This is a genomic window from Nonomuraea sp. NPDC003804 (assembly GCF_040610675.1).
Lineage (GTDB): Bacteria > Actinomycetota > Actinomycetes > Streptosporangiales > Streptosporangiaceae > Nonomuraea.
In genome coordinates this window covers 1-5,239 of the sequence record NZ_JBEXMT010000073.1, presented here as the reverse complement: position 1 = coordinate 5,239, position 5,239 = coordinate 1, and the positions used below count along the sequence as shown (strand labels likewise).

Annotated in this window: 3 protein-coding genes; all 3 read left to right on the top strand. The window is 70.4% G+C overall.

Annotated elements, in window-relative coordinates:
* Positions 1 to 1,978, top strand: a 1,978-nt coding sequence (locus ABZX22_RS44725; protein ID WP_354923343.1) for a condensation domain-containing protein, incomplete at its 5' end; no start/stop codon positions are given.
* Between the two features lie 8 nt (positions 1,979 to 1,986).
* Positions 1,987 to 3,021, top strand: a complete 1,035-nt coding sequence (locus tag ABZX22_RS44720; RefSeq protein ID WP_354923341.1) for a TauD/TfdA family dioxygenase — start codon at positions 1,987 to 1,989, stop codon at positions 3,019 to 3,021.
* A 34-nt stretch (positions 3,022 to 3,055) separates the two neighbouring features.
* The coding region (locus ABZX22_RS44715) for an AMP-binding protein (protein WP_354923339.1) at positions 3,056 to 5,239 on the top strand (2,184 nt) is incomplete at its 3' end.

Sequence of the window (5,239 nt, the reverse complement as noted above, 5' to 3'; positions counted from 1 at the left end):
GGAGATCAATACCGCGCTGGCCCGGCATCCGCAGGTCGTCAGCGCCCACACCACCGTCGTGGAGGCGCGGCTGGTCAGCTATGTCACCACCACCCGGCCGGTCCCGACCGACCAGCTTGTCGAGCATCTGCGCTCGGTGTTGCCGGCCGAGATGGTCCCGGCCGTCATTATCACCGTGCCCTCCTTCCCGCTGACCCCCAACGGCAAGGTCGACACCGCGGCTCTTCCCCTGCCCGGCACCGAACGTCCGCACCTGTCCACCCGGCACGTCCCGCCCCGGGGCCGCACCGAGCAGTGGCTGGCCGGCCTGTTCAGCCGGATCCTCGGCATCGACGGCATCGGCGCCGGCGACGACTTCTTCGCCCTGGGTGGCCATTCCCTGCTTGTCGCCCAGGCCACCGCCCATATCAGGCAGGCCTTCGACATCCACCTTCCACTGCGGCAGATCTTCGACACTCCCACCATCACCGCCCTCGCCCACGCGATCGACCGGCACGACGCCTCCACGGAACACCCGATCCCTGCGGTGCGCGCCAGGGAACGGACCGAGCTCGACCTGCCGTTGTCGTACTCGCAGGAGATGATCTGGTTTCTGAGCGAGCTGTCTCCCCACTCCGTCGCCTACAACGTGGCGCTGGCGGTGCGCTGGCGAGGCCGCCTCGACCCCGAGGCGCTCGCCAGGGCTCTCACCGCGATCATCGCCAGGCACGAGATCACGTACTCGTCGTTCCACGTCGAGGGCGGCAGGCCGCTGCAACGGGTGGGCCGGCCGTGGACCGTCGAGCTGCCCGTCCTCGACCTGCGAGCGCTCAGCTCCCCGCAGCGGCAGCAGCGGCTGGACAGCCTGCTGGCCGAGCTCAACGTCCCGTTCGAGGTGGACAGGGAACCGCTGCTCCGATGGCGGCTGGCCATGCTCGCCGACGACGAGTACGTGATGCTCCAGGTCGAGCACCACTTCGTCCACGACGGCTGGTCCATCGCGCTGTTCCTGGCCGAGCTGAAGGCCATCTACCTGGCGTTCAGCGAAGGACGGCCGCATGACCTGCGGCCGCTGGAGGTTCACTACGGGGACTTCACCCTGTGGCAGCGGCAGCTCGTCGAGGACGGTCATGTCGCCCACCAGCTCGCCTACTGGCGCGAGCAGCTCAGCGGCGGGGCGGTCCCCGCGCTGAACCTGCTGGGAGAGCGGCCGAGAGCGGCCGAACCGAGCGTACGCGGCGCGGTCGAGCGGCTGTATCTGGCGCCGCGCCTGTGCGACCGCCTCACCAGCCTCGGGAGGCAGCACGGGACCACGCTGTTCGCGACCCTGTACACGGTGTTCGCCATCACCTGCCGGGCGTTCAGCGACACCGACGACGTCGTGATCGGATCCAGCTCGGCCAACCGGCCGCTCCGCGCGCTGGAGCCCGTACTCGGCATGATGGTCAACCCGCTGGTGCTCAGGCTCGACGTCGGCGGGAACCCGTCCTTCGCGCACCTGCTCGAGCGGGCCAGGGAAACGGTGCTCGGCGCGTTCGACCACGCCGAGTACCCGTTCGAACTCCTGGTACGGGAGCTGGCGCCGGCCAGGGACGTGCGCGCCAACCCGCTCTTCCAGGTCTCCTTCGCCTTCCACGACACCCCGCTGCCGACGCTGGAGTTCCCCGGCCTCGTCGGCCGCGTGGAGTACCTCGCGGGGGAGTCGGCCAAGTTCGATCTGAACGTGACCGGCATCAGGGAGCCCGCCGATCCCATCGACGGGCGGGAGGGTGGTTACGTCCTGGAATGGGAGTACAGCACCGACCTGTACCGCGCCGGTGAGATCCGCAGGTTGATCCGCGCCTACCAGACGATCCTCGACCAGATCACGAAGCGACCCGACGCCAGCGTCGGCGAGCTGGTCGCCGAGGTACACCGGCTCGACCGGCAAAGAGCGGCGGTGGTCCGTGCCAACCCCGGTGCGACCCGGCGAAAGCCGATCTCCAGCACCCTTTCGTAGGAGACGGGATGACCCAGAGATTCTCCGATCATCGGCGCCGTGCACTGCCCGACGGCGATCCGATCGACCTGTCGGCCGTACCGGGCTGCGACGGGCGGCTGCCGCTGGTCCGGCCGAGCACGCCGGGGGTGAGCCTCAGCGGATGGACCGCGGCGAACCGGCAGCGGCTCGACGGCTGGCTGGACGAGCACGGCGCCGTGCTCTTCCGCGGCTTCGACCTTTCCTCCGCCCAGCAGTTCCAGGAACTGGTGTCCGTCGCGGTAGGCGAGCCGCTGGAGTACCGTGAACGGTCGACGCCCAGGACAGCGGTCCACGACCGCGTCTACACCTCGACCGAGTATCCGGCGAGCGAGCACATCCCCCTGCACTGCGAGAACTCCTACGCGCACACCTGGCCGCTGCGGCTGATGTTCTGGAGCCTCACACCGGCGGCCACCGGCGGTCAGACGCCCATCGCCGACTGCCGCCGGGTGCTCGCCAGGCTCAGCCGCGAGGTGCGCGCCCGGTTCGCGGAACGCGGCGTGCGCTACGTGCGTAACCTTGGCGGCGGCCTGGGACTGGACTGGCGGACCGTCTTCCAGACCGACGAGCGGGCCGAGGCGGAGCAGGCGTGCGAGTCCGCCGGTTACGCCTACAGCTGGCATGGCGACCGGTTACACCTGAGCAGAGTCGGACCCGCCATCGTCCGGCATCCGCGCACGGGCGAACTCACCTGGTTCAACCACGCGGTGCTGTTCCACGTCTCATCCCTGCCTGCCGCCGTCGCCGACGCCCTTCTGGCCGAGTACGGCAAGGACGGCCTGCCGAACAACACCTACTACGGCGACGGCTCCGACCTCGAACCTGACGTACTGGCAGAATTGCGGGCCGCGTACGAGGCCGAGGCGCTCGCGTTCACGTGGGAACGCGGCGACGTCCTGATCGTGGACAACATGCTGGTCGCCCATGGCCGAGTGCCGTTCACCGGTGCTCGGCGGCTCCTGGTGACCATGGCTCAGCCTTTCAGCGCGGATCAGCTGGTGAAGGAATCGGTGGATGTCTGAGGAAGCGGCCGTTCACGCGTTTCGATCGTCTCCGATGCAGGAGCGTTCGCTGTTTCACGCCCGCGCCTTCGGAGGTGAGCCGGCGGCGGTGCACCTCCGCGCCCGGCTGCCCGCCGGGATCGGCTCCGCGCGGCTGAACAGGGCCTTACGCGACGTCGTGGCCAGGCACGAGATCCTCCGTACGTCCCTGCGGCCGCTGCCGGGGATGACCGAGTCGGCGCAGATCATCGGAACGGTCCCCGACCAGGTGCTCAGGACGCTCCCGGACGGCGACCGCGAAGCTCTGTCCAGGAGCGAGATGGCAGCGGCGATGGAGCATGGCGGTTTCGTCGCCGCGCGCACCGCGGAGTTCCTCTTCCTGTCCGCCCCCACCTGGTGCGCGGACGAGCCGACCCTGCTGCTCGTCCTGGCCGAGCTCGACCTGGCGGGCGAACGACCCCAGTACGCCGATCTCGCGCAGTGGCTGCACGAGGTCCTGGACGAGGAGGGCCAGGCCGCCGCCGAGGCGGTGCTCGGCGTGGCCGGGCCGCTGCTGGCCACTGCCGCGTTGCGGCTGTCCGTACGCGAAGCCGCTGTCCGCGCGCTCGCCGTGTCCGCCTTGCCCGATATGGACTGGCAGGGGCCGGAGACGGCGGCGCTCCTGCTGTCCTGCTGGCGCACCGTGCTGAGCCGCATGGCGGGGTGCACGGTTCCCGTGGCCGTCGCGGTGGACGGCCGCGACCAAGCCGACCTGGCGGCGGCGGCCGGGCCGCTGGCTCGCTATCTTCCCCTGCTCACCCCGTACGACGGTGCACGGACCTCGGCGGACGACGTACGAGTGATCGACACCGACTGGGCGGCGCTTCGCGCGCAGCACGCGGCGCTGGACTTCGGGAACCGGCCGTGGCCGTTCGCCTTCAGCATGGTGACGGCACCACCCGCCTGGCAGGTGGACAGCCTCGTCGACGCGGGCGAGCCCCACGCGCTCCGGCTGTCCGCGGTACGGACAGGCGATCGCGTGGCGATGCGGATCATCGCCGACCGGCATGCGATCGACCAGGCGCAGGTAGCCGAGGTCGCCGACCAGTTCCGCCAGGCGGTGACCGATGCGCTGGCCAGGCCGCTGACTCAGGTGGGGCGCCTCGACCTGATGTCCGAACGCGCGCGCAGGCAGCGGGCGGCGTTCAACCCCCCAGCCACCGGCACCGCCACGGGAACGGTCGCGGACCTCATCCTCGAACGCGCGAAGCTGTGCCAGGACGAGCCCGCGATCCTGTCGCCCGGCGGGCCGACGACCACCTTCGGCCAACTCGCCGACGGGGCCCACGCGGTGGCCGCCGACCTCATCGACAGGGGTGTCAGCCCGGGGGATCTCGTCGGCGTGTACCTGCCACGGACCGCTGACCTGGTCATGACGATGCTCGGCATCCTGCGGGCCGGCGCTGCGTACGTCCTGCTCGACCCCGCGCATCCGGCCGATCGGACCGCGTACGTGATCGGTGACGCCGGCCCGCGTGTCTGCGTCACCGACGGCGCTCCCGTCCCCGGCCACCGGGGGATCACGCTTGACGTCAGAGATGTGCGAAAGGCGACCGCGCCTGAGGGTGCCCCACCGCATCCGGCTGCCTTGGCGTACGTGATGTACACCAGCGGGAGCACCGGCCGGCCGAAGGGTGTGATGGTGACACATGCGGGTCTGACCAACTACGTCACCTTCGCCGCGGGACGCTATGTGACCGGCGGACTCAGCGGGTCGGCCGTCGACTCCCCGGTGACCTTCGACCTGACGGTGACCAGCCTGCTCGTGCCGCTCGTGACGGGCCAGCCCATCACGCTCCTGCCCGAGGCCTGCGGGCTGGGCCGGGTGGATCCGCTCATCGAGGTGCTCAAGGGGCGGCCGGCTCTCAGCCTGCTCAAACTGACGCCGTCCACGCTGACCGCGATCAACCAGACGGCCCCGGTCCGCGAACTGGCCGGCGCGGCCCGCGTCCTGGTCATGGGCGGGGAGCAGCTCGCCTACGAGCCGCTCAGGGCCTGGCGGGAGAGTGACGCGGAGCTGCGGGTCATCAACGAGTACGGTCCCACGGAGGCGGTGGTGGGCTGCTGCGTCCACGAGGTGACGCGGGACGATCCGCACACCGGCCCGGTGCCGATCGGGTCGCCGATCCCCGGTGTCGAGGTTCACCTGCTGGACGCTCATCTCGATCCGGTCCCGACGGGTCATCCGGGGCAGATCTTC